The sequence below is a fragment of the Nitrospirillum amazonense genome, from assembly GCF_007828045.1.
GTDB classification, from domain to species: Bacteria; Pseudomonadota; Alphaproteobacteria; order Azospirillales; family Azospirillaceae; genus Nitrospirillum; species Nitrospirillum amazonense_C.
Window position 1 is genome coordinate 1 of the sequence record NZ_VITN01000019.1, and the last position, 21,540, is coordinate 21,540.

At 67.8% G+C, this 21,540-nt stretch carries 23 protein-coding genes; 9 read left to right on the plus strand and 14 right to left on the minus strand.

Annotation, left to right across the window (positions count from 1 at the left end; all coding sequences use genetic code 11):
* Positions 1–89: 89 nt before the first annotated feature.
* From FBZ89_RS23235 to FBZ89_RS23250, 4 genes are read right to left on the minus strand one after another with little or no spacing between them, the layout of a single operon-like run.
* Positions 90–818, minus strand: a complete 729-nt coding sequence (locus FBZ89_RS23235) for an SDR family oxidoreductase (RefSeq protein WP_145752612.1) — start codon at positions 816–818, stop codon at positions 90–92.
* A gap of 12 nt (positions 819–830) precedes the next feature.
* Positions 831–2,042 carry a UxaA family hydrolase gene (locus FBZ89_RS23240; RefSeq protein ID WP_145752614.1) on the minus strand — a complete coding sequence of 404 codons (1,212 nt, stop codon included), beginning with the start codon at positions 2,040–2,042 and terminating at the stop codon, positions 831–833.
* A 1-nt stretch (position 2,043) separates the two neighbouring features.
* Positions 2,044–2,376: a UxaA family hydrolase gene (locus tag FBZ89_RS23245; RefSeq protein ID WP_145752616.1), complete on the minus strand. Its 333-nt coding sequence runs from the start codon at positions 2,374–2,376 to the stop codon at positions 2,044–2,046.
* A complete protein-coding gene (locus tag FBZ89_RS23250; protein WP_145752618.1) occupies positions 2,373–3,410 on the minus strand; it encodes an aldo/keto reductase in 1,038 nt (345 codons plus the stop codon). Before FBZ89_RS23250 ends, FBZ89_RS23245 begins: the two co-directional genes overlap by 4 nt.
* Before the next feature lie 179 nt (positions 3,411–3,589).
* Between FBZ89_RS23250 and FBZ89_RS23255 the strand changes: the two genes are divergently transcribed.
* Positions 3,590–4,420 (plus strand): IclR family transcriptional regulator, encoded by an 831-nt coding sequence (locus tag FBZ89_RS23255; protein ID WP_145752620.1) that lies wholly within the window; start codon positions 3,590–3,592, stop codon positions 4,418–4,420.
* Positions 4,421–4,541: 121 nt separating this feature from the next.
* Complete coding sequence (purU, locus tag FBZ89_RS23260; protein ID WP_246172491.1) at positions 4,542–5,420, plus strand: formyltetrahydrofolate deformylase; 879 nt, start codon at positions 4,542–4,544, stop codon at positions 5,418–5,420.
* 60 nt (positions 5,421–5,480) lie between these two features.
* Here purU and FBZ89_RS23265 read toward each other — a convergent pair whose 3' ends face one another.
* The 4 genes from FBZ89_RS23265 to FBZ89_RS23280 all read right to left on the minus strand — a co-directional run bounded on the left by FBZ89_RS23265 (position 5,481) and on the right by FBZ89_RS23280 (position 8,225).
* Entirely contained in the window at positions 5,481–6,128 is a 648-nt protein-coding gene (locus FBZ89_RS23265; protein ID WP_145752622.1) for a hypothetical protein, read from the minus strand.
* 319 nt (positions 6,129–6,447) lie between these two features.
* A complete protein-coding gene (locus tag FBZ89_RS23270; protein ID WP_145752624.1) occupies positions 6,448–6,864 on the minus strand; it encodes a hypothetical protein in 417 nt (138 codons plus the stop codon).
* A 279-nt stretch (positions 6,865–7,143) separates the two neighbouring features.
* A complete protein-coding gene (locus FBZ89_RS23275; RefSeq protein ID WP_145752626.1) occupies positions 7,144–7,554 on the minus strand; it encodes a hypothetical protein in 411 nt (136 codons plus the stop codon).
* Positions 7,555–7,778: 224 nt separating this feature from the next.
* The gene (locus tag FBZ89_RS23280) at positions 7,779–8,225 is read right to left on the minus strand and encodes a MaoC family dehydratase (RefSeq protein WP_145752628.1); all 447 of its coding nucleotides are present in this window, start codon (positions 8,223–8,225) and stop codon (positions 7,779–7,781) included.
* Between the two features lie 195 nt (positions 8,226–8,420).
* Here FBZ89_RS23280 and FBZ89_RS23285 point away from each other — a divergent pair, with 195 nt between their 5' ends.
* The 3 genes from FBZ89_RS23285 to FBZ89_RS23295 all read left to right on the plus strand — a co-directional run bounded on the left by FBZ89_RS23285 (position 8,421) and on the right by FBZ89_RS23295 (position 10,514).
* Positions 8,421–9,194, plus strand: coding sequence for an AzlC family ABC transporter permease (locus tag FBZ89_RS23285; RefSeq protein WP_186457524.1), 774 nt, complete (start codon positions 8,421–8,423; stop codon positions 9,192–9,194).
* On the plus strand, positions 9,191–9,511 hold the full coding sequence (locus FBZ89_RS23290) for an AzlD family protein (protein WP_145752629.1): 321 nt from the start codon (positions 9,191–9,193) through the stop codon (positions 9,509–9,511). The genes FBZ89_RS23285 and FBZ89_RS23290 overlap by 4 nt, the downstream gene beginning before the upstream one ends.
* Before the next feature lie 139 nt (positions 9,512–9,650).
* Positions 9,651–10,514, plus strand: coding sequence for a pirin family protein (locus FBZ89_RS23295; protein WP_145752631.1), 864 nt, complete (start codon positions 9,651–9,653; stop codon positions 10,512–10,514).
* A gap of 16 nt (positions 10,515–10,530) precedes the next feature.
* Here FBZ89_RS23295 and rraA read toward each other — a convergent pair whose 3' ends face one another.
* A complete protein-coding gene (gene rraA, locus FBZ89_RS23300; protein ID WP_145752632.1) occupies positions 10,531–11,007 on the minus strand; it encodes a ribonuclease E activity regulator RraA in 477 nt (158 codons plus the stop codon).
* 121 nt (positions 11,008–11,128) lie between these two features.
* Between rraA and FBZ89_RS23305 the strand changes: the two genes are divergently transcribed.
* Positions 11,129–12,538 (plus strand): MFS transporter, encoded by a 1,410-nt coding sequence (locus tag FBZ89_RS23305; protein WP_145752634.1) that lies wholly within the window; start codon positions 11,129–11,131, stop codon positions 12,536–12,538.
* A 96-nt stretch (positions 12,539–12,634) separates the two neighbouring features.
* Entirely contained in the window at positions 12,635–13,012 is a 378-nt protein-coding gene (locus tag FBZ89_RS23310) for an SRPBCC family protein (protein WP_145752636.1), read from the plus strand.
* 66 nt (positions 13,013–13,078) lie between these two features.
* Here FBZ89_RS23310 and FBZ89_RS23315 read toward each other — a convergent pair whose 3' ends face one another.
* Positions 13,079–14,914 (minus strand): phosphoenolpyruvate carboxykinase (GTP), encoded by a 1,836-nt coding sequence (locus FBZ89_RS23315; protein WP_145752638.1) that lies wholly within the window; start codon positions 14,912–14,914, stop codon positions 13,079–13,081.
* On the opposite strand from FBZ89_RS23315, the gene FBZ89_RS23320 reads away from it, so the two are divergent.
* Positions 14,898–15,128 (plus strand): hypothetical protein, encoded by a 231-nt coding sequence (locus FBZ89_RS23320; RefSeq protein ID WP_145752640.1) that lies wholly within the window; start codon positions 14,898–14,900, stop codon positions 15,126–15,128. The genes FBZ89_RS23315 and FBZ89_RS23320 overlap by 17 nt on opposite strands.
* A 330-nt stretch (positions 15,129–15,458) precedes the next feature.
* Here FBZ89_RS23320 and tcuC read toward each other — a convergent pair whose 3' ends face one another.
* Together tcuC and FBZ89_RS23330 are read right to left on the minus strand one after the other, a co-directional pair.
* Positions 15,459–16,757: an MFS transporter gene (gene tcuC, locus FBZ89_RS23325; protein WP_145752642.1), complete on the minus strand. Its 1,299-nt coding sequence runs from the start codon at positions 16,755–16,757 to the stop codon at positions 15,459–15,461.
* Between the two features lie 12 nt (positions 16,758–16,769).
* Positions 16,770–17,573 (minus strand): substrate-binding domain-containing protein, encoded by an 804-nt coding sequence (locus FBZ89_RS23330; protein ID WP_211115330.1) that lies wholly within the window; start codon positions 17,571–17,573, stop codon positions 16,770–16,772.
* Positions 17,574–17,686: 113 nt separating this feature from the next.
* Here FBZ89_RS23330 and FBZ89_RS23335 point away from each other — a divergent pair, with 113 nt between their 5' ends.
* A complete protein-coding gene (locus FBZ89_RS23335; protein WP_145752644.1) occupies positions 17,687–18,583 on the plus strand; it encodes a LysR family transcriptional regulator in 897 nt (298 codons plus the stop codon).
* Between the two features lie 7 nt (positions 18,584–18,590).
* Here FBZ89_RS23335 and FBZ89_RS23340 read toward each other — a convergent pair whose 3' ends face one another.
* Both FBZ89_RS23340 and FBZ89_RS23345 read right to left on the minus strand, forming a co-directional pair.
* Entirely contained in the window at positions 18,591–19,493 is a 903-nt protein-coding gene (locus FBZ89_RS23340) for a hydroxymethylglutaryl-CoA lyase (RefSeq protein ID WP_145752646.1), read from the minus strand.
* Complete coding sequence (locus tag FBZ89_RS23345; protein WP_145752777.1) at positions 19,490–21,538, minus strand: acetyl/propionyl/methylcrotonyl-CoA carboxylase subunit alpha; 2,049 nt, start codon at positions 21,536–21,538, stop codon at positions 19,490–19,492. The genes FBZ89_RS23340 and FBZ89_RS23345 overlap by 4 nt, the downstream gene beginning before the upstream one ends.
* Positions 21,539–21,540: the final 2 nt, after the last annotated feature.

A 21,540-nucleotide genomic window follows, 5' to 3' on the forward strand; every position in this document is an offset into this window, starting at 1 on the left:
ATCCGTCGACATGACTTCCATGGCGAATGGAACTACACCATTTCGCCAAACACACCGACCAGATTGAAGCGATAATTTATCAACAGACCCTAAGCCGTCCAGCCGCCGTCTATGACATGGATGGCGCCGGTGGTGAAGGACGAGGCGTCGCTTGCCAAGTACAGCGCCAGTTCCGCGATCTCCTCCGGCCGGCCCAGGCGGCCCATGGGCTGGCGAGCAACGAAAGCGGCCTGAGCGGCGGCATAGTCGCCGGTGGCGGCCAGGCGTTCATCCAGCGAGGGGGTGTGCACCGTCCCGGGGCAGATGGCGTTGCAGCGCACCCCCCGGCCCACGAAGTCGGCCGCCACCGCCTTGGTCAGGCCGATGACGGCGGCCTTGGTGGCGCCGTAGGCGAAGCGGTTGGGCACGCCCTTGATGGAGCTGGCGACCGACGACATGTTGACGATGCTGCCCCTGCCCGCCTCCAGCATGCCGGGCAGGAAGGCACGGATGGTGCGGTACATGGCGCTGACGTTCAGGTCCCAGGAAAAGTCCCAGGCGGCCGCATCGCACTTCAGAATGGTGCCGGCATGGACGAAGCCGGCGCAGTTGAACAACACGTCGATGGGCCCGACCACCGCCGCGATGGCGGCCACGTCCGCATCGCTGCGCACATCCAGCCTGTGATGGCGGCAGCCCGCTACCTCGGCCAGCTTGTCGGTGTTGATGTCGGTGGCGTGGACGGTCGCCCCCTCGCGCGCGAACAACTCCGCCGCCGCGCGGCCGATGCCCTGGGCGGCCGCCGTCACCAGCGCGGTCTTACCCTCTAGACGTCCCATTAGTGATCTCCTTCAGGCGGCGCGGCCGCGCGTGGGCAGGCAGGCGGGGCCCACCGGCTCGAACGATTTGTAGGTCAGGATGAATTCCTGGTGGCCCAGGGCCTCGGACGCGGTGCGGTCGCCCGCCGCCGCCGCCTCGACCAGGTCCAGGATCTCGGCCCCCACCTCATCCAGCGTGGCCTTGCCTTCCAGGATGCGGCCGGCGTTCACGTCCATGTCCTCCGACAGGCGCGCGTAGGTCTCCGGATTGGCGCAGACCTTGATGACGGGGGAAATGGCGGAGCCGACGACGGAGCCGCGGCCGGTGGTGAACAGGATGACGTGGCTGCCCGATGCGATCAATTCCACGATCTCGGCATTGTCGGAGATGTTGGGGAAGCCGAAGCGCGGCTCCCCATCCGGTACCACGTCCATCAGGTACAGGCCGCCCGTGGGCGGGATGTCGCCCGGCTTGATCAGGCCACTGATGGGGGAGGAACCGGACTTGGAATAGGCGCCCATGGACTTTTCCTCCTGGGTGGTGAGGCCGCCCTCGGCATTGCCGGGGGCGAAGCTGCCGAAGCCCATGATGGTGTAGTAGCGCTCCGCCTTCTGCACGCAGGCCTCGATCTCAGCGCCCAGTTCCGGCGTCACGGCGCGGTCGGACATGATGCGCTCACAACCCACCAGCTCGCCCGTCTCTTCGAAGATGCAGGTGGCGCCGGCCTCGACCAGCCAGTCGAAGCAGCGGCCCACCGCCGGGTTGGCGGTGATGCCGCTGGTGCCGTCGGACCCGCCGCAGATGGTGCCCACCACCAGTTCATGCCGCGCCATGGGCACCACCGGTGTCTGGCCGGCGATGGCCTTCAGGCGGGCCACGGCGGCGCGCCCGGCCTCGATGGTGGCCCTGGTGCCGCCGGCCTGCTGGATCACCAGGGTTTCCACCGGCCGGCCGCTGGCCGCCACCGCCTGGCGCAAGGCCTCGCGGTTGAAGCTTTCGCACCCCAGGGACAGCAGCAGCACGCCGCCCACGTTGGGGTGGGTGCACAGCTTGGTCATGATCTGGAAGGCGTAGCTGTTGGGATAGCAGCCGGGGAAGCCGATCAGGTGCACGTCCATGTCGTCGCTGAGCGTGACGATACGGCGGGCCACATGGTGGGCGCATTCCACCAGATAGGCCACGACCACCACGTTGCGGATGCCCTTGCGCCCGTCGCTTCTCAGAAACCCACGCATCTCAGCCATATCAGTGGCCCCCTTCGCTACCGCCGACCACCTGGCCCCCAACAACTTGGCGTGTATGGCTGGCGATGTAATCGCTTTTCATGTTGTGCATGTGAACATGGCCGCCGACGTCCACCGCGGCGGTCATGGACCCGATGGGCGCGCCGTATTTCAGCACCTTGTCGCCAGCGGCCAGGACGCGGCGGGCCAGCTTGTGGCCCACGGTCACGTCCTGGGCGGCGGTGACCCGGGCGCCATCGATGTCCAGGGCGTCGCCGGCGCGGATGGCGGCGCGGACGACCAACACGTTGTCATCCGGATGCAGCAGGATGAGGGGGGAGATGGGCGTGCTCATGCGGCCTTCGTTGCGTTGGGGGTGGGAACGGGGGCGTCCGGGTGCAGCAAGCCGTCGGCGCGTAGGGCCCACCACAACTCTGGCGGAACGCCGGTATCCATCAAGGCCCGGGTTTGGGCCACCTGTGCCGCGTCCGCCATGCCGGGGATGACGCTGGCCACCACCGGATGGGCCAGGGGAAACTGCAAGGCGGCCGCGGCCAGGGGCACGTCGAAGCGGTCGCAGGCCGCCTCCAGCCGGCGCACGCGGTCGACGATGGCGGCGGATGCCGGCTCGTAGTTGTAGTACAGCGGCGCGGCGCCCCGGGTTCCGTTCACCAGGATGCCGGAATTGTAGGGGCCGCCGACGATGACCCTGACCCCACGCGCGGCGCAGGCGGGGAAGAAGGCGTCCAGCGCCGTCTGCTCCAGCAGGGTGTAGCGGCCCGCCAGCAGCACGACATCGAAATCGGCATGGCCCATGGCATCCAGGCACACCTGCCACTCGTTGACGCCCAGGCCGATGGCGCGCACCGCCCCCTGGTCCCGCAATTCCCGCATGGCGCGGTAGCCGCCGTCCAGGAAACGGCGAAAATGAGCGGCGTGGTCATCGCCATGGGTGACGGTGCCCAGGTCATGGACCAGCAGCAGGTCGATGCGCTTCCGCCCCAGCCGCCGCCGGCTTTCGGTGTAGGAGCGCATGACGCCATCATAGCTGTAGTCGAACACCGGTTCATACGGTGCGGCGTCGGCGAATCCGTGCCTCACCGGGCTCGCGCCCGCGCCGACCGGGACCAGCACCCGCCCCACCTTGGTGGAGACCAACAGGTTCTCATCCGGATCCAACTCGGCCAGCGCGGCACCCAGACGGCTCTCGCTGAGGCCGAAGCCGTAGTGGGGGGCCGTGTCCAGGTAGCAGATGCCGGCGCTCACCGCCGCTGTCACGGCGGCCCGGGCCTCCTCCTCCGCCACCGCCTGGTACAAGTTGCCGATGGCCGCGGCGCCGAAACCCAGCGGGGGCAAGGGCGGGCATGTCGGAGTGAAGGATGCGTCCATTGGGGCCTTCCCGGAGTGGGGCGACTTTCCATTCATATACGAAATCGCCTTCCGCATATAAAATCGTCGGCCGCATTCCGGAAGTCAAGGCGCTCACGCCATCTCTTGCCCGGCGGGCGCCCTGATGGCATAGCCGGAGAGCCGCAAACCCAGCCCTCAGGCGCAGGCCGGATTATCCCATGACCGCCCTTCCCGATGATACCGTGCCCGACCTCGACGCCACCGACGGCTTGACCGGCGATGGCGCGGCGGAAGCCGTGCGCAAATACCGGGCGCCCGCCTTGGAGAAGGGCCTGGACATCCTGGAGCTGATGGCCAGCCACGGCGCGCCCATGACGCCGTCGCAGATTTCCGCCCGCCTGGGCCGCTCGGTCAGCGAGTTGTTCCGCATGATCCAGGTGCTGGAGTTCCGGGGCTACATCGCGCCGGCGGCGACGGCCGATGGCTATGAGCTGACCAACAAGCTGTTCACCCTGGGCATGGCCCGGGCATCGGTGCGCACCCTGCTGGAGGCGGCCTTGCCCCTGATGCGCGAGCTGGCGCTGGCCATCGGCCAGTCCTGCCATTTGGCGGTGGCCTCGGACGACCAGATGGTGGTGGTGGCGCGCATCGAGAACCCCGGCCATCTGGGCTTTTCCGTCCGTCCCGGCTATCACCGCAGCCTGGTGGAGGCCACGTCCGGCATGGTGCTGTACGCCTTCCAGCCACCGCACACCCAGGTCCTGTGGCGCGCCATGCTGGAACGCGCCGTGGGGCCGGCCCGGGTGGCCCCCTTCGCCGCCCGGGCCGACGCCGTGCGCGCCCAAGGTTATGCCCAGGCCGCCAGCGACTACGCCCTGGGCGTCACGGACCTGTCCGCCCCCGTCATCGGCGGCACCGGGGCGGCGGTGGCGGCCCTGACCGTGCCTTTCATGCAGCATACGCCCCCGGTCCGCTCCTTGGCGGAAACCATAGGCATGGTGCAGGCCACCGCCCGGCAGATCGCCCAGGATCTCACGGAACGGGCCTGAACCGCCCCGGCGCGGATGGCCGGCATGCACGCGCCCAGGGCTGTGACACGCCCTTGGTTTATGCTAGACCCGGGCAACTTCCTTCCAAATAACACCCGCATGCCTTGAGGAATCGTTCGCCGTGACGTCGCAGCCGCCCCCCGCTCCCCACAGCCCCTACGTCCTGGTCCTGACCTGCCCCGACGTGAAGGGTGTGGTGGCCGCCGTCTCCAGCTATCTGGCCGACAACGACGCTTCGATCACCGAATCCAACCATTTCAACGACCAGCTGACCAACAGCTTTTCCATGCGCACGGCCTTCCGGCCGGACGGCCCGGGCTTCCCCGACCTGGAGAGCCTGCGCCAGGGCTTTCAGTTGATCGCCCGCCGTTTCCGCATGGATTGGCAACTGGTGGACATGACGGTGAAGCCCAAGGTGGTGATCGCGGTGTCCAAGTTCGGCCATTGCCTCTATGATCTGCTGCACCGCGCCCGCTCCGGCTCCCTGCCCATCGACATCCCGGCCGTCATCTCCAACCACGACGACATGCGGTCCTTCGTGGAATGGAGCGGCGTTCCCTATCACCACCTGCCGGTGAAGGGGGACAAGGCGGCGCAGGAGGCCGCGTTCATGGACGTGGTGAACCAGGCGGGTGCCGACCTGGTGGTGCTGGCCCGCTACATGCAAATCCTGTCGGCCGACCTCTGCGGCCAACTGGCGGGCCGCTGCATCAACATTCACCATTCCTTCCTGCCCAGCTTCAAGGGCGCCAAGCCCTACCACCAGGCCCACGCCCGTGGGGTGAAGCTGATCGGCGCCACCGCCCACTACGTGACGACCGATCTGGACGAAGGCCCCATTATCGAGCAAGGCATCGAACGGGTGGACCACACCCAGACGCCGGAGGATCTGGTGGATATCGGCCGCGACATCGAATGCGCCGTGCTGGCCCGCGCCGTGCGCTGGCACATCGAACGCCGCATCCTGGTGACCGGGCAGAAGACCATCGTCTTCAGCTGAACGAAAGGGCGGGACAGCCGCCCAGCCGTCCCGCCCTTCGTTTTCAAGCGCCGCTATGGTTTAGCGCGGCGTCACGCTGGTGTTGGCCGAGGTGCTGCCCGAGGCGTTCACCTTGGCCGAGGCGCCGCCGGCGGACACGCTGTCCTGGCTCTGCACCTTGGCATGGTCGCTGGCGGACACGCCGGACTTACCGGCCGAGACACCAGCGCCGCCGTTGGTGCCGGTCGACATGTCGGCACCGCCATTCAGCGGCGTCGGCGCCTTGGCGGTGCCCACGGCCGTGGTGCTGGTGCTGCCGGTGGTCTGGGTCGTGCCGGCGGCGGTGCCGTTGGTCACGCCCATGGCGCCGGCGGTGGTGCCGTTCTCCACCTCCTGGGTGGTGGCCGCCGCGCTGGCGGCGGTGTTGCCGGCGGCGTTGGCGTTCGCCTTGGCGGCATCGGTCGCGGTGTCGGCGCCGTTCTGCGCGGTCACGGCGGCGCTGTCCGTCACCCGGCCTGCGGTGGTGGCGGTGCCGCTGGCGGCACGGGAGGCGGCCTGGGTGTTCAAGCCGGCCATCGCATTCTGCTGGGCGCCCAGGTTGGCGCCGGCGGCGGTGTTCATGGTGCTGTTGACAGCACCGGTGGCATGGCCGCCAATCAACTGGGCGTTGGCGCCGCCGGCCAGCAGGGTGGCGACAGCCACGCCGCTCAGGAGAAGACGGGTATTCATGGTGTTCCTCCGTATCGCAGTGCGGCAAGCGCCTTCAAATTCCCGCGCCTGCCTTTGCCACTGATGCCAGTTCATTACCCAATGATGGCGGCAATTTGGCAAGGTAATGGATTCAATTAGCCTAGTGCGAAGGCCATAGAAGCTGACAATTCAAAATATTTCGCACCCTATTAAAAATGAAATTGGGCAACATCCAGCCTCTACACCTCCATAACCTACGCGAATTTTTCAGCGGCATAGCCATAAGAAAGGGCGGGACATCCCGGGGACATCCCGCCTTGCTTTCGCCGGCCGCCAGGACCGGTCACACCAACGGCGCTCAGCGCGGCGTGCTGGTGGTGGTCGTCGTGGTGCTGGTGTTGCCGTACCCGTCCGTCTGGGTCGCCTGGCGTTCCACCACGCTGCCGTCCGGCGTCTCAACCTTGCTGCCGCTGCGCGTGATCTTGGTGCCGTCCGGGTAGGTCGTGGTCGTGGTGCGGGACTTGGTGACGCGATCGTCATCCGAGCCGGTGACCGAGCTGTAGGAGGTCTCGGTCGATTGGGTGGTGCCGGGCGCCATCATGTCGGGGGCGGGCGGCTGCACCGTGGTGGTTTCGGTGGTGGTGGTGCGGGACTGGGCCACCGGCGCCGCGCTGGTGGTGACGGTGCGGGTCGTGGTCGTTTCGGACTGGGCGCAGGCCGCGCTGGCCAGAAGGCTGGCCAGGGCCGCGCCGCTCAGAAGAAGACGGGTGTTCATGATTATTCCTCCATTGAGTCGTGGCGGGCGTCGTCCGTTGAAGTCATCGCGTCCGCCTTGCTACGGATTCAAAATTTATCTTGGAATATGGCCGGATTTCGGCAGATCATTGGAATAAATTTGCCGGTATATTTTTGAAACTGACGCATATTTGAAATATATTTCAAGATACAATGAATAAATAAGGGCAGGATGACCTGCTGGGACATCCCGCCCTTCTTTATCTACTGCACTATCCTGGGGGCGCATTGCGGGACGCAAGCCACACCCCGGTTGGCGTCAGCGCGGCGTGCTGGTCGTCGTGGTGGTGCTGGTGGAATTACCGTTGCCGTCGGTCTGGGTCGACTGGTGCTCCACGGTGCTGCCGTCCGGCGTCTCCACCTTGCTCTTGCTGTGCGTGGACTTACTGCCGTCCGGATAGGTGGTGGTCGTGGTCTTCGACTTGGCCGTGCGATCATCGTCCGAGCCGGACTGGGAGCTGTAGGTCTCCGTCGACTGGGTGGTGCCGGGCATGGCGGCATCCGGGGCCGGAGGCTGCTGCGTGGTTTCCGTGGTGGTGGTGCGCGACTGGGCCGCCGGAACGGCGGTGGTCGTCGTGGTGCGCGAGGTCGTGGTTTCCGACTGGGCGCACGCCGCACCGGCCAGAAGGCTGGCGAAAGCCACGCTGCTCAGAAGAAGACGGGTATTCATGGTTATTCCTCCGTATCTGCATACGGCGGGCATCACATGAAACGATGCGCCTGCCTGTTACCGACCAGAGTTCAGCCCCGTAATATGGCCGGAATTTGGCAATAATCGCAGCTCTATCTGCTTAACCCCTTCGCGGGCGCATGGGTATTTTAAAATGGATAGGAGAATCGATGAGCGACATATACTCCTCATGCTGCCCGAATGAGGGACTGATCACTTAGCCATCATGGATAGACGGCGGTCAGCCATTCGGCCAGGAGCGCCGGCTTTTCCTGACCTTCGATTTCAATGGTGACGGTGCGGGTCAACACCCAACCGCCGCCCTTTTCCTCAACCGAATCCACGGTCTGGCGACTGCGCAGGCGCGATCCGGCCGGCACCGGGGCCAGGAAGCGGATCTTGTTGAAGCCATAGTTCACGCCCTTGCCGGCGTCACGCACCTCCAGCGTCTGATCGCTGAAGACGGCCAGCAACGACAGGGTGAGGAAACCGTGGGCGATGGTGCCGCCCAGCGCCGCCGTGGCACGCGGCACGTCGATATGGATCCATTGATGGTCGCCGGTGGCATCGGCGAAACCGTTGATGCGGTCCTGATCCACCACCACCCAGTCGGAGTAGCCCAGGTCCCGCCCCGCCAGGGCGGGCAGGTCGGCCATATTCACTATCAGCATGCCTTGCGTCCTCCACGTTATTGGCGCCCCCGAAGGTTTGCCCGTATCACGGGGACGGCGCGTTGGCGGCAGGATGCCAAATTGGCGGGGCAAGGGCACGGACTATGCAATTCCCCACGCACACCATTCGCCTACCATGCGCGTCTTGCTTCCCTGTGGCCCCACCCTTGGCCCGCCCTGACCAACGGACCATCCATGACCGCCACCGCCGTGCCCGACGATATCGCCCCGGACGAGCGGGGGCCCAGCCGGTCGGTATGGGCTGAGTTCCGCCGGGGCCTGGCCGCCATGGCGCCCATCCTGCTGGGCGTGGCGCCTTTCGCCCTGGTGCTGGGCTCCCAGGCCGCGATGAAGGGCCTGAGCCCGCTGGAGGTGGCGCTGATGTGCGGCCTGAACTTCGCCGGCGGGTCGGAGTTCGTCGCCATCGAGCTGTGGCGCAGCCCGCCGCAGATCGCGCTGATCGCCGGCATGACCCTGCTGGTCAACTGCCGCCACCTGCTGATGGGGGCATCTTTCGCCCCCCATCTGCGGCGCCTGCGCCCCTGGCAGGCGGCCCTGGTGCTGTTCGTCATGGCGGATGAGACCTGGGCCCTGGGCATGGACGACGCGCGCCGCCGCATGGCCGCGACCGGCCGGCCAGGCATCAGCCTGCCCTACTACGCCGGCCTGGCCGTGTCCCTCTACGTCGCCTGGGTGGCGGTCACGGTGCTGGGTGCCGTGGTGGGGCCGGTGCTGGGCAACCCGCACGCCTATGGCTTCGACATGGCCTTCACCGCCGTCTTCCTGGTGCTGATCCGGGGCATGTGGAGGGGCTGGCGCCGCGCCCTGCCCTGGCCGGCCAGCCTGGGCGTGGCCGCCCTGACCCATCTGGTGGTGCCCGGCGCCTGGTATGTGCCGGCCGGCACGCTGGCCGGCCTGGCCGTCGCCTATTTCGTCGCCAGCACCGAAACGGCGGAGGCAGCACCGTGAGCGATTTCGCCCGCTATGTCGCCTTGGACGTCCCGTCGCTGCTGGCCATCCTGTCCATGATGGCGGTGACCTACGCCACCCGGGTTACGGGGTACCTGGTGCTGCGCAAGCGCGCCCTCAGCCCCCGGGCCACCGCGGTGCTGGAGGCAGTGCCGGGCGCCGTGCTGATCTCCGTCATCGCCCCGGCCTTCACCACCACCAATCCGGCGGACCTGCTGGGCCTGGCGGTGACCTTGGCCATGGCCTGCCGCTTCTCCATGCTGCCCACCGTCATCGTCGGTGTGGCGGCCACCGCCCTGTTGCGCCACCTGCTTTGACATGTTGCGCGGGGCGCGGTTGATCCGCGCCCCGGTCCTTGGCATCCTTTCCCGCCAAGACGTTCGGGGCCAAGACGTTCGGGGCCAAGACGTTCGGGGCCAAGACATCCGGGGCCACGGCATTTGGGGGAAAGGCATCATGATCGAACTCGTCATCGACCAGCGGCGGCGTGATTTGGGCGGGTTCGAGGTCGGGCGCATCCTGCCCGTGGCCCAACGCCGCCATGTCGGCCCCTTCGTCTTCTTCGACCACATGGGCCCGGTGGATTTCCCCAAGGGCATTCCGCTGGAGCGGGACGTGCGCCCGCACCCGCACATCGGCCTGTCCACCGTCACCTACCTGTTCGATGGTGAGATCATGCACCGCGACAGCGTGGGCTCCGAACAGGCCATACGGCCGGGCGAGGTCAACTGGATGACCGCCGGCAGCGGCATCACCCATTCCGAACGCTTCGAGAAGGCGCGGGCCGAGGGCGGCGCCCTGCACGGCATCCAGGCCTGGGTGGCCCTGCCAGAGGCGGACGAGGAAACCGCCCCCAGCTTCCACCACCACGGCGTGGACGACCTGCCGACCTATGAGCACGGCGGCCTGTGGGCCCGGCTGGTGGCGGGTGAGGCCTTCGGCGCCAAGGCCAAGGTCAAGACCCACTCCCCCCTGTTCTACGTGCACTGGGTGCTGCAGCCCGGCACCAAGGCGCAGTTGCCGGCCGAGTATCCGGAGCGCGCGGCCTATGTCGCCGTCGGCTCGGTGGAGGTGGAAGGCAGGACGGTGGAGGCCGGCCACATGCTGGTGTTCGCCCCCGGCCAACCGGTGCTGTTCACCGCCATTACCCCCGCCGTTGTCATGCTGCTGGGCGGCGAGCCGCTGGGCGACCGCTACATAGACTGGAACTTCGTCTCCTCCCGCAAGGAGCGGATCGAGCAGGCCAAGGCCGACTGGCGCGCCGGCCGCATGAAGCTGCCGGACCTGGACGACAAGGAATTCATTCCGCTGCCGGGGTGAACCGCGTCTGACGGCTTCACAAACGCGCAGCGCTGACGACGATGCCGTCCTCATCGGCGTAGAGCCACGCGCCGGGCGTGAACTGCGCGCCGCCGAAGGACAGCGGCACGTCCACCTGGCCGGCGCCGGTCTTCGTGCTTTTCTTCGGGTTGGTGCCCAGCGCCTTGATGCCCAGGTCGATGTGGGCCAGGGCCACGCTGTCACGCACGGCGCCCCACAGCACCAGGCCGGCCCAGCCGTGCTTGAACGCCAGGCCAGCGATGACGTCGCCCACCAGGGCGGTGCGCAACGAGCCGTGGCCGTCGACCACCACCACGGCGCCCTCGCCCGCCTCGGACAGCGTATGCTTCAGCAGGGCGTTGTCCTCGTGGCAGCGCACGGTCCGAATGGGCCCGTGGAAGGACGCCCGCGCCCCAAAGGAGCGGAACTGGATCTCACAGCTTTGCAGGCTGTCTTCATAGGCATCGACCAAGTCGGCGGTGCGATGGGTCATGCCGCCCCTCCCTTCCCTGCCAAGGTTTCGTACCATTCTAACGCATTTCGCCTGGCCCGGCAGCGGTGAGGATGGCACCGCGACCACACTCTTAAGTGACTACAAGGATGTGTATACTTCCATGCGAAGGTTTGGCGCCGGGTTGGGGACGACAGGGCCGGCGCCGGACCAGGAACTGTGGGGAAATCCTGTGGCTTATTCCGTCTATGTCTTGGTGGTGCTGGTGCTGGCCTATGTGCTGGCCTTCATCGATCGCCAGATCCTGACTCTGCTGGCGGTGCCGATGAAGGCCGATCTGGGCTTGAGCGACCTGCAGCTCAGCCTGTTGCAGGGTCTGTCCTTCGCCCTGTTCCTGGCCATCGGCGGCCTGCCCATCGGCCGCCTGGTCGATCGGCGGCGGCGCACGGCGGTGCTGGCCGCCGGCGTCGCGGCCTGGAGCCTGTTCACCGCCGCCTGCGGCCTGGCGCGCACCTTCCCGGCCCTGTTCCTGGCCCGCGTGGGGGTGGGCTTTGGCGAGGCGGCGATGGTCCCGTCGGCCTACTCCCTGATCGGTGACCTGTTCCACGGCCGCCGGCTGGGCCTGGCCATCGGCCTGTACAACATGGGCCCCTATGTCGGGGCCGGGCTGGCCCTGATCCTGGGTGGGCTGGTGCTGCACCATCTGCCGCCGGATGTCGTCCTGCCCGTGCTGGGCAGCCTGCGCGGCTGGCAGGTCGTGTTCCTGCTGCTGGGTCCCGTGGGCCTGCTGATGGCGCTGTGGGTCGCCAGCGTGCGGGAACCGGGGAGGACGGGCGCCGGAGCGCACACCGCGCCCAACTGGGCCGAGGTGCGGGCCTATTACCGCGCCCATGGCGTCAACGCCCTGCTGGTCAACCTGGCCGGCACCTTCGCCGCCATGGCGCTGTACAGCCTGGGTGCCTGGCTGCCCCATCTGCTGGCCCGCATCCATCACATGAAGCCGCTGGATATCGGCCAGGGCATGGGCTGGCGCCTGATGGTGTTCGGCGCCGGCGGCGCCTTGCTGGCCGGCATCCTGGGCGATTTCCTGCGCCGCCGGGGCTGGGCCCAGGGGCGCCTGATGGTGATGATCACCGGTGCCACCACATCCTGCCTGCTGCTGTACCCCGCCCTGTACGCGCCAGACGGCGGCAGCGCGCTAATGTGGCTGGGGCCGCTGATCGGCTGCATGACCCTGGCCATCGGCTCCAGCCCCCCGGCCTTGCAGGAGATCACCCCCAACCGCCTGCGCGGATTCCAGCACGCCGTGGCGGCGCTGATCGCCACCCTGCTGGGCCTGGGCGCGGGCCCGTCGGTGGTGGCCCTGGTGACGGACACGGTGCTGCGCGACGAAAGCCGGCTGGACCTGTCGCTGCTGCTGACCCTGCCCGCCATGCTGGGCGCCTGCATCCTGCTGGCGTTGATCGCGTGCCGCCGCTACGCCGCCAGCCTGGCGGCTATGGCGTCAACGTCCGAAGCGGTGCCAGCGGCCGGCCTTTCCCTTTCGGGGGCAAGCGGAAGAGCCACAACCTGAGCAATCTATTTTTGTAGGAAGCTCCCGCAAAAAGATGTATGAGGGGATGCATCGTTTATGCGCGCATAGGTTGTCGCGCCAGCCCTGGAGAAGAGCATGTACAACACCGCCACCTTCCCCGTGCCGGACGGCACCACCATCAAGATCAACGGTTTCACCAATTCCGCCTACTGGGCCCAGCGCATCGTGATCGAGGTCACGGGCCAGACGCCCATCACCTGGAACGGCACCGGCGCCCAGAACAACAAGCTGGTGGGCCAGGTGGTCATCCCGCCCGGCAACGGCCGCCAGGTCAGCATCACCATGTCCTACGATCCGGGCGGCGGCTTCGCCCCATCCACCGTCGTCAAGATCCCCTTCGACGATCCCAGCTTGACCGGCTTCGTCATCGGCGGCCAGGACGCCGGCGGCCGCCCCAACGGCCCCGCCAGCTGGAACACGGTGGCCTTCGTCTATTGGGCCAAGGGTTACTGATCCCGCTCCGCCCGTTGAAAAACCCCCGGGATGGAAGACCACCCCGGGGGTTTTTGTTTTGGCGATTTAGGCCGCTTCGCGGTTCTGCGCCAAGCGGTCCAGCAGGGTGTCCTGCTGATCGATCAGTTCCTGCGGCGTGTCGCCGCCGAAGCGGCCGAACAGCTCGGACTGGTCGCGCAGTTCCGTCTCGGCTTCCACCTCGTCCACCGCCATGACGGCGTCGAACTGGTCGCGGCCGAAATCCAGGCCGGTCCAGGTCAGGTCCTCATAGCGCGGCGTCAGGCCGAACAGGTTCTCATCCGTCTCCGGCGCCCGGTCGCGCACGCGGTCCACGATCCACTTCAGCACGCGCATGTTGTCACCGAAGCCCGGCCAGGCGAACTTGCCGTCCTGGCCCTTTCGGAACCAGTTGACGCGGTAGATGCGCGGCAAGTCATTGATCTTGTTGCCCATGTCCAGCCAGTGGCGCCAGTACTCCGCCATGTTGTAGCCGCAGAACGGCAGCATGGCGAAAGGATCGCGGCGGATGGCGGCCTGGCCCACGGCGGCGGCGGTCGCCTCCGAGCCCAGGGTGGCCGCCCAGTACACGCCCTCGTTCCAACCGCGGGTCTCGAACACCAGGGGGAAGGTGCGCGACAGGCGGCCGCCGAAGATGAAGGCACTGATGGGCACGCCGGCGGGGTCTTCCCAGGCCGGGTCGATGCTGGGGCATTGGCTGGCCGGGGCGGTGAAACGGGCGTTGGGGTGCGCCGCCTTGCGGCCGCTGGCGGGCGTCCAGTCCTTGCCCTCCCAGTCGATCAGGTGGGCCGGCGGCGTCTCGGTCAGGCCCTCCCACCACACGTCGCCGTCATCGGTCAGGGCGCAGTTGGTGAAGATGACGTTGGCGTGCAGGGTCAGCAGGGCATTGGGATTGGACTTCAGGCTGGTGCCCGGCGCCACGCCGAAGAAGCCCGCCTCCGGATTGATGGCGCGCAAGGTGCCGTCCGGCGACGGCTTGATCCAGGCGATGTCGTCGCCGATGGTCCGCACCTTCCAACCATCGAAGGCGGCCGGCGGCACCATCATGGCGAAGTTGGTCTTGCCGCAGGCCGAGGGGAAGGCCGCCGCGACATAGGTCTTCTCACCCTCCGGGCTTTCCACGCCCAGGATCAGCATGTGCTCGGCCAGCCAGCCCTCCTCGCGCCCCAGGGAGGACGCGATGCGCAGCGCGAAGCACTTCTTGCCCAGCAGGGCGTTGCCGCCATAGCCGGAGCCGAAGCTGATGATCTCATGCGTCTCGGGGAAGTGGACGATGTACTTGTGCTTGGCATTGCAGGGCCAGGCCACGTCCTTCTGGCCGGCCGTCAGGGGGGCGCCCACGGAGTGCAGGCACTTCACGAAGCCGCCGTCACCCAGCTGGCGCAGCACCGCCTCGCCCATGCGGGTCATGATGCGCATGTTCACCGCGACATAGGGGCTGTCGGACAACTGAACGCCGATGTGGGAGATGGGGGAGCCCAGCGGCCCCATGCTGAAGGGCACCACGTACAGGGTGCGGCCGCGCATGCTGCCCTTGAACAGGCCCTGCAGCGTCTGGCGCATCTCGGCGGGATCGGCCCAGTTGTTGGTCGGGCCGGCCTCTTCCGCCGTCGGGGTGCAGATGAAGGTGCGATCCTCCACCCGGGCGACGTCGCCGGCATCGGACCGACAGAGGAAGGAATTGGGCCGCTTGGCCGGGTTCAGGCGGATGAAGGTGCCCTGGGCCACCATCTCCTCGCACAGCCGGTCATATTCCTCCTGGCTGCCGTCGCACCAATGGACGGCCGCCGGCCGGCAATGGGCGACGACCTCGTCAACCCAGTTCAGCAGGGCCTGGTTGGTGGTGGGCGCGCCGGTGAGGGACGTCGTGACGGTGCTGCTCATGGAAATATTCTACCTTTCGATCCGCGAAACCGCTGGCGGCTGGCCCGGCTTGATCCCGGCCTATCGGGCCCGGGAGGGTCGCCGGCCGTCGATGGAAGCGCTGGATACGCGGCATCGTTCCTTGAGGGCCGGCGGGGCGTGGGCACAGCCGAAGGCAAACGATGCCGCGCCGCTTCCATCGGCGCAGACGGTCATGATGGGTATGGGGCGTTGAAGGGCGCGATGGCCGACCGTTGACAGGTCAACTATATGCGCATGCCTCCCTGGCACCGGACAGGCCGGGTGCGGCAGGGCGATAGCCCCGCAAATGGGATCGTCGGTGTATTCCGTGGGTGAAGGTCATTGTGCGCTACTCCCCGAAGTTGAGTACGGGTGGGCCGGTCTTTGCCGCCAGCTCCACCCTCAAAATATGGCCGGCCCTGTCGCCGGGCGCGCGCCTGATCCATCTTCTACCGCCGCGCCACCGGATGTCCAGTGGCTTGGCTGTGTCAACGGCGGCCGGCCTGGTCCGGAACGTCGGACGCCTTCATCCAAGGTATTAACATCATGGCGTATCCGCCAGCATCCGCGCGGTCGACGGGTCACGCCGGTAAACCATGAGGACGGACAGCAAACCGCACAGGGCGGCGGCGGCCATCCACAGGCCGGGTGCCGCCTTGTCGTCCGTCAGGTCGATCAGCCAAGTCGAGACCAGCGGCGTGAAGCCGCCGAACAGCGCCGTGGCCAGGCTGTAGGCTAGGGAGAACCCGACCGTCCGCACCTCCGGGGGCATCACCTCCGTCAGGGTCACCAGGGCCGCCGCGTTGTAGCTGGCGTAAAGGAAGGACAGCCACAGCTCGGCCACCAGCATGGTGCCGAAGCTGACGTCATGAACCAGCCAGCTCAGCACCGGATAGGCCGTCAGCATGGCCAGTACGGTGAAGGCCGTCAGCAGGGGCCGGCGGCCCACCTTGTCGGACAGCGCCCCCATCACCGGCAGCCAGATGAAATTGGACAGGCCGACGCAGAAGGTGAGCAGCAGGCTTTGCCCGGCATCGAGCTTCAGCACGCTTTTGCCATAGGTCGGCGCGTAGACGGTGATGAGGTAGAAGGACACCGTCGTCATCACCACCATCATCATGCCGGCCAGCACCAGCCGCCAGTTCGCGGCGATGGACCTGACGATTTCCCGGAAGGTGGGGCGATGCCGCCGGTGCTGGAATTCCGCCGTCTCCTCCAGCGAGCGGCGGATGATGAAGATCACCGGCACGATCAGGCAGCCGATGAAGAAGGGGATGCGCCAAGCCCAGTCGTGGATTTGCTGCGGCGTCAAAACCCGGCTCAAGCCATAGCCGATGAGGGCGGCGGCCATGATGGCCGCCTGCTGGCTGGCGGATTGCCAGCTGACATAAAAGCCCTTGCGACCCGGCGTGGCCATTTCCGACAGGTAGACCGAAACGCCACCCATCTCCACCCCGGCGGAAAAGCCCTGCAACAGGCGGCCGATCAGCACCAGGGCGGGGGCCAGCAGCCCGATGCTGGCGTACCCGGGCACGAAGGCGATCAGCACCGTGCCCAGCGCCATGATGGCCAGGGTCAGCACCAGGCCCTTGCGGCGCCCGATCCTGTCGATGTAGCTGCCCAGGATGACGGCGCCCACCGGCCGCATCAGGAATCCGGCGCCGAAGGTGGCGAAGGTCAGCATCAGCGACGCGGTGTCGTCGCCGCTGGGGAAGAAGGTGCTGGCGATGTAGGGCGCGTAGAAACCGTAGAGGAAGAAATCGAACATCTCCAGGAAGTTGCCACTTGTCACACGCAGCACCGTGGCCAGCCTGGACGGCTGCTTGGCATTGGAACTCGGCATAGGGGGCGATCCTCAGCGGGGGGCTGCGGGGGCGGGCACCAGCCCGGATTTGATGATCAGCGACGCCGCGTCGGGCGAGGACAGGAACGCGATCAAGTCCTCAGCCGCCCGCGTCTCCCGCGTTCCGGCGACGATGCCGATGGAAAACGGCGTCACCTTCTGCGCCTCGTCAGGCAGGGGCCCGACGATGTCGATGCCGGACAGCGGCAACAATTCGCTGATCTGCTGGAAGCCGACCTCCGCCTCGCCGCGCGCGACCACGGCGCCGACCGGTTCCGCCGGGATCATGCGCGCCTTGTCCTTCATGGCGTCGGCGATGCCCAGGCGCTGGAACAGGACCGTGGAAAGGAAAACACCGCTGGCGCTGTCCGAATAGGCGACCGACTTGGCTTCCAGCAGCACCTTCTTCAAAGCGGCGACGGTGGAGATGTCCGGATGGGGGGCGCCGGCCTTCACGGCCAAGCCGATCTTGGACAGGGCCAGGACCCTGTGGTCCAGATCCATCACCTGCCCGGCCCGCACCAGAGTCTCAAGGCTGTCACCCACCATGATGACGACATCGATATCATGATGGTGCCGCAGCCGATTGGGGATGGCCTCCGGCGTGTCGCCCATGGACGGGCCCCACACGGACACCAGCGTATGCCCGGTGCGTTTCTCAAACTCGGGCGCCAGCGCCTTGTACGCGGCGGCGAAGCCCCCGGAACTGGCGACGTGCAGTTCCGCGGCGCTGGCCGGCAGCGGCGACAGCGCCAGCAGCAGGGCGACCACGCGCGACATGACGCCGCCCGCGGAACGCGGGACACTTCCGGTCATCACCGTCTCCTCCGGTTTTTATGTCGCGGTCATTGTGGAACGCCGACGACCGAACATGAATTGCATTTATCTTCTCAATTAATAATGATGGCGCATCAATGGGAGCGTGCGGCATGCGGTTGGACTTTGAATTTGGGGAGGTGCTGGCCTTCGTCACGGTGGCGCAGACGTTGAACTTCCGCGCGGCGGCGGACAGGCTGCACCTATCCCAGCCGGCGCTGAGCCGGCGGGTGGAGAAGCTGGAGGCGGCGTTGGACATGCGCCTGCTGGAGCGGACGACGCGCAAGGTGGACTTGACGGAGGCTGGCCGCCAGTTCCTGAACCACGCCGTCGTCATCCTGGAAGAGCTGGAGCTCGCCCGGGCCAGCATGGTGGAACGCGCCAGCCGGGCCAAGCAACTGGTGACCGTGGCCTGCGTGCCGTCGGTGGCCAACCACGTGCTGCCCGACATCCTGCGCCTTTACGCCCAAACCCATCCGGGGGTGCGGATCCGCATCATCGATGAAAGCGCCGGCAAGGTGCTGGAGGCCGTGATGGAGGGCGAGGCCGATATCGGGATCAGTTTCCTGGGCGCCCAGAACGCGGAGGTCGACTTCACCCCCATCCGCAGCGAACCCTATGTGCTGGCGGTGCGCCGCGACCATCCCCTGGCGGCGGCGGCGGCGGCCCGCTGGGACAGCCTGGAGGCGGAACGGCTGATCGCCGTCTCGCTGAACAGCGGCAACCGCATCCTGATTGAAAACGTGCTGGCCGGCCTGCCGCGGCGGCCGACCATCCATTACGAGGCCAACCACGTCACCGGGGCGCTGGGCCTCGTCTCGGCCGGGCTGGGCGTGGCCGTTCTCCCCGCCCTGGCCCTGGCCAACAACGCCTATCCGGCGCTGGTGGGCATACCGATGCGCGACCCTGAGCTCAGCCGCACCCTGGGCCTGGTCACCCGCGCCGGGACGCGGCTGAGCCAGCCCGCGTCCGCCCTTCATGACCTGATCTTGCGTAAGATCGGCGAGTAGCCGCGCCTCACCCCACCTTGGCCAACAGGGCGCGGCCGGCGCGGCTGGCGTTGGGGCGGCCGATGGCGCCTGAGATCCAGCCACCGATGGCCGACAGCGCGTCCAGGTCCACGCCGGTGGACAGGCCCTGCCCTTCCAGCATGTAGACCACATCCTCCGTCGCCACATTGCCGGTGGCCCCCTTGGCGTAGGGGCAGCCGCCGAGACCGGCGACGGAGCTGTCGATGACCCGGATGCCCTCGTCCAGGCAGGCCAGCAGGTTGGCCAGGGCCTGGCCGTAGGTGTCGTGGAAATGCGCGGCCAGCCGGGACACCGGAACCTCCTCGGCCACGCGGCGGACCAGGGCCGCCGCCTTGGCCGGCGTGCCCACGCCGATGGTGTCGCCCAGGGAGATCTCCGCGCAGCCCAGCTCCACCAGGCAGGCCGACACCTCCGCCACCTTGGCGGGGTCGATGGCGCCCTCATAGGGGCAGCCCAGGACGCAGGAGACGTAGCCGCGCACGGCGATGCCGTTGTCCCGCGCCAGGCGGGTCACGGGGGCGAACCGGTCCAGACTCTCGGCGATGGAACAGTTGATGTTGCGCTGTGAAAAGGCCTCCGACGCGGCGGCGAAGACGGCGATTTCCGTCACACCCGCCGCCAGGGCCTGGGTGAAGCCGCGCTCATTGGGCACCAGCACGGGATAGCCCACGCCCGGCCGCCGCTGGATGCGGGCCAGCACGTCGGCCGTGTCGGCCATCTGCGGCACCCATTTGGGCGAGACGAACGCACCGGCCTCCACCACCGGAAGCCCGGTGGCCGACAGGCGGTCGATCAGGGCCACCTTGGTGTCGGTGGGCACCAACGCCGCCTCGTTCTGCAGGCCGTCGCGGGGACCGACCTCGACAATGCGAATGGCCGAAGCGTTCATGCCTCATCCCCCTTCACGATGATCAGTTCGGCGCCGTCCGGCACCTGATCGCCCACGGTATAGCGCACGGTTTCCACCGTGCCGGGCCCTTGCGCCTTGATGGTGTGCTCCATCTTCATGGCCTCCAGCACCACCAGACCCTGGCCCTTCTCCACCCGGTCGCCGGCCGCCACCAGCACGGCGATGACCTTGCCCGGCATGGGCGCCACCAGGCGCCCGCCGCCGCCGGCATCGACCACGCCCACGTCCAGCGGATCGGCCAGGGTCAGGCGGTGGTGCCGGCCGGGGCGGAACAGGTCCAGCTCCCGTCCCCGGCGTGACCACCCGGCCGTCAGGCGACGCCCGCCGACCTCGGCCACCAGGCGGCCTTCCCCATGAGCGTCATCGGGCTCGAAGCGGGCGTTACCCGCCAGTTCCTGGCCGCTGGGCAGGGTGATGTCGAAGCCGCCATCGCGCCGGCGGCAGGCACGCACCTCTTGCGGCTCGCCGCCCTCACGCCCATCGGCGAAGGTCAGGACTTCCGCCACGGCGTCGTTCAGGCGCCAGCTGTCCGCCGTGGCCCAGGGGCTCCACGGGTCGTTGGTCCCGGCCGCCGCGGCCACCGTTTCCGCCTTGCGCTCCAGCAGCACGCCCAAGGCGGCCAGCGCCAACACATCATCGTCGGGCGCAGCCGGCGCGGGCAGCAGATCGGCCTGGTACCGCTCGATGAAGCGGGTGTCCAGGTCCGCCGCCAGGAAGGCGGGATGGCCGGCGATGGCCGCGAGGAAGGGGATGTTGGCCGCCAGGCCGCCCACTTCCGTCCCCGCCAGGGCCTGGCGCAGGCGCCGCACGGCGGCGGGGCGGTCCACGTCCCACACGATCAGCTTGGCGATCATGGGGTCGTAGTGGATGGAGATGGCGTCGCCCTGGCGCACGCCCGTGTCGACCCGGATGTGCGGCCCCGCTTCCGGGAAGCGCAGGTGCGACAGGGTACCGGTCTGCGGCAGGAATCCCTTGTCCGGATCCTCGGCGTAGAGGCGCACCTCGATGGCGTGGCCGTTCACCGCCAGCTGGTCCTGGCTCAGCGGCAGGGTGCCGCCGGCCGCCACCCGCAGCTGCCATTCCACCAGGTCCTGGCCGGTGATGTACTCCGTCACCGGATGTTCCACCTGCAGGCGGGTGTTCATCTCCATGAAGTAGAAGCGGCCGTCCCCGCCCGTCTCCACCGGATCCAGCAGGAATTCCACCGTGCCGGCGCCGACGTAGCCGATGGCCTTGGCCGCCGCCACGGCCGCCGCCCCCATCTCCTGCCGCAGTTCCAGCGGCAGGTTGGGCGCCGGCGCCTCCTCCACCACCTTCTGGTGGCGGCGCTGGATGGAACAGTCACGCTCGAACAGGTAGACGCAGTTGCCGTGGCTGTCCGCGAACACCTGGATTTCCACGTGGCGCGGACGGCCCAGGTATTTCTCGATCAGCACCCGGTCATTGCCGAAGGCGGCCTGCGCCTCGCGCTTGGCCGAGGCCAACTGTTCGTGGAAGTCCTCGGCCGAGGTGGCGACCTTCATACCCTTGCCGCCGCCGCCGGCCGACGCCTTGATCAGCACGGGGAAGCCGATGCGGGCCGCCTCGGCCGCCAGCACGCCGCTGTTCTGCTCCTCCCCGTGGTAACCAGGCACCAGGGGGACGCCGGCGGTCTCCATCAGGGCCTTGGCCTCGGACTTGCCGCCCATGGCGCGGATGGCGCTGGCCGGCGGGCCGACGAAGATCAGGCCGGCGGCGGCGCAGGCCTCGGCAAAGCCGGCGTTCTCCGACAGGAAGCCATAGCCCGGGTGGATGGCCTGGGCGCCGGTGCGGGCGGCCGCGTCCAGGATGGCGTCCATGCGCAAGTAGCTGTCGCGGGCCGGGGCGGCGCCGATGCGTACCGCCTCATCCGCCATGGCCACATGCAGCGCGCCCGCGTCGGCGTCGGAATAGACGGCGACGGTACGGATGCCCAGGCGCCGGGCCGTGCGGATGACGCGGCAGGCGATTTCCCCGCGGTTGGCGATCAGCAGCGTATCGATCATCA